This is a genomic window from Deltaproteobacteria bacterium (assembly GCA_005879535.1).
Taxonomy (GTDB): domain Bacteria; phylum Myxococcota; class Myxococcia; order Myxococcales; family 40CM-4-68-19; genus 40CM-4-68-19.
Window position 1 is genome coordinate 1 of the sequence record VBKI01000065.1, and the last position, 2500, is coordinate 2500.

Here is a 2500-nt window from a genome sequence, read left to right on the forward strand (position 1 = left end):
AGCGCGGCGACGCAAGCCTTCATCAGGAAAGCGAGGAGGGTGACTTTCACCTCCTGCTCCTTGTTCAGCGCCACCCGGAACGCCTCGAGGTCGGTGATGTCGGCGTCTTCGCAGTTCGTGACGTGCGGGATCGTCACCCAGTTCCGGTGCAAGCCCGGGCCGGCGATCTTCTGGATCCGCGTCAGCGGCCGGTTCTCGACGGCGCCGAACTTTGCGAAATCGACCTTTGGCCAGGGCGCGACGGCGAGTCCGGTACCCGCACCGGCCGCCGCTGGCATCGCGGCGCCGCTCATCACCGACTTCACGAACTTGTAGAGGTCCTCTGCAAGGATCCTCCCTTTGGGACCCGTGCCGGTGACGCGTCCGAGGTCGGCGCCCAGCTCGCGCGCGAGCTTTCGGACGCCGGGACCCGCGTGTGCTTTCTGGAATGCTTGCTCGTCGATGGCGGGAGGAGCGACGGACGGCTCGGCGCGCGGCGGCGGCACGGTGGCGGTCGGACCCCCGTACTCCTTGCGCGGGGTGGGAGGCGGCTGCTCGTCCCATCCTTTTCCGGCGACTCCTGCTCGACCGGCGCAACCCCGCCTCGCGACGCCGCCACCGGATGCTCCGGGGCCGCCGGTTCCCGCGCGGTCGCCGCGGATCGCGTTTCCTTTTCTTTCGCGTCGAGCCGCGCGAGCAGCGTCCCCTGCGAGACCTTGTCGCCGACCTTCACCGCGATCTCGCGAACCACCCCCGCGGACGGAGACGGGACGTCCATGGTCGCCTTGTCGGACTCGAGCGTGACCAGCGGCGCCTCGGCGGCGACTTCGTCGCCGGGCTTCACCAGGATCTCGATGACGGGCACGTCCTTGAAATCGCCGATGTCGGGAACGAGCACGTCCATCGCTAGACCGTCACCGGATTCGGCTTCTCGGGGTCGAGGTCGTACTTCTTCATCGCCTCGGCCGCCTTGGCGGCAGGCACGGTGCCCTCTTCGGCCAGCGCCCGCAGCGCGTGCACGGCGATCCAGTACCGGTTCACCTCGAAGAAGTGCCGCAGCTTTGCGCGGGTGTCGCTGCGGCCGAATCCGTCGGTTCCGAGCACCCGATAGCGGGCGGGAAGGAATGCGCGGATGGAGTCGGCGTGGAGCTTGATGTAGTCCGTCGCCGCGATCACCGGCCCTTTGCGCCCTTTCAGGCACTGCTCGACGTAAGAGGTCCGCGGCGTTTGTTGAGGATGCATCGCGTTCCAGCGATCGACGGCGAGACCGTCCCGGCGAAGCTCGGAGAAGCTGGTGACGCTGAAGAGATCGGCGGCGATGTCGAGCAGCTCCGCCGCGGCGATGACCTCGCGGAAGATTGACCCCGATCCGAGCAGCTGGACCTGCGCCCGCGGGCGTTCGCGAAAGAGGTACATGCCCTTGAGGATGCCTGCCTCCGCCCCCTGCGGCATGTCGGGGTGCGCGTAGTTCTCATTCATCACCGTCAGGTAGTAGTAGACGTCCTCCTGCGCCTGCACCATGCGGCGCAGCCCGTCCTGCGCGATGACCGCCAGCTCATATTGGAAGGTGGGATCGTACGCGATGCAGTTCGGAATGGTGCTGGCCACCACCTGGCTGTGTCCGTCCTGGTGCTGCAGCCCTTCGCCGTTCAACGTGGTCCGGCCCGAAGTGCCGCCGATGAGGAAACCGCGCGTCCGGATGTCCCCCGCGGCCCAGGCAAGGTCGCCCACGCGCTGGAAGCCGAACATGGAGTAATAGAGGAAGACGGGAATCATCTGGACCCCGTTGCTGCTGTACGAGGTGCCTGCCGCGATCCACGAGCAGAAAGCGCCGGCCTCGGTGATCCCCTCCTGCAGGATCTGGCCGTTCTTCGCCTCCTTGTAGAACATGAGCTGATCGGCGTCCTGCGGCCGGTAGAGCTGGCCGACGTGCGAGTGGATGCCGTACTGCCGGAACATCCCCTCCATGCCGAAGGTCCGGGCTTCGTCGGCGACGATGGGTACCACGCGGGAGCCGATGTTCTTGTCGCGCAACATGGTTGTGAGGATGCGGACGAAGGCCATGGTGGTGGAAAGCTCGCGCTCGCCGCTGCCCTTGAGCTGCGCCTCGAAGGCAGAGAGTGGCGGTGCCGTAAGCGGGTCGGCCTTGCGCCGCCGCCGAGGCAGACCGCCTCCCAGTGCCTGCAACCGCTCCTTCAGCCACTTCATCTCGGTGCTGTCTTCCGGCGGCCGGTAGAACGGGAGCGTCTCGAGCTGATCGTCCGCGACCGGCACGTGGAAGCGGTCGCGGAAGACGCGGATGTGCTCCGCCTTCATCTTCTTCGCCTGGTGGGCGATGTTCTGGCCTTCCATCGCCTCGCCCATTCCGAAGCCTTTCACCGTCTTCGCCAGGATCACGGTCGGCTGTGCCTTGTGCTCGACCGCCGCCTTGTACGCCGTGTACACCTTCATCGGATCGTGGCCGCCCCGCGTGAGCGCCCAGATCTGCTCGTCGGTCCAGTCGGCCACCATCGCGGCGGTC

General features: G+C 67.0%; 1 protein-coding gene and 1 pseudogene (1 of these 2 cut by a window edge). Both read right to left on the bottom strand.

What is annotated here, in order from left to right; translation table 11 throughout:
- Positions 1 to 883: pseudogene (locus E6J58_12420) on the bottom strand (biotin/lipoyl-binding protein).
- A gap of 2 nt (positions 884 to 885) precedes the next feature.
- Positions 886 to 2500, bottom strand: the 3' portion of a protein-coding gene (gene aceE / locus E6J58_12425; protein ID TMB36933.1) for a pyruvate dehydrogenase (acetyl-transferring), homodimeric type. Its footprint extends 1049 nt past the window's final position; 1615 of the gene's 2664 nt are visible here — the last part of the coding sequence; its start codon lies beyond the right edge, outside the window — the gene reads right to left on this strand; its stop codon occupies positions 886 to 888.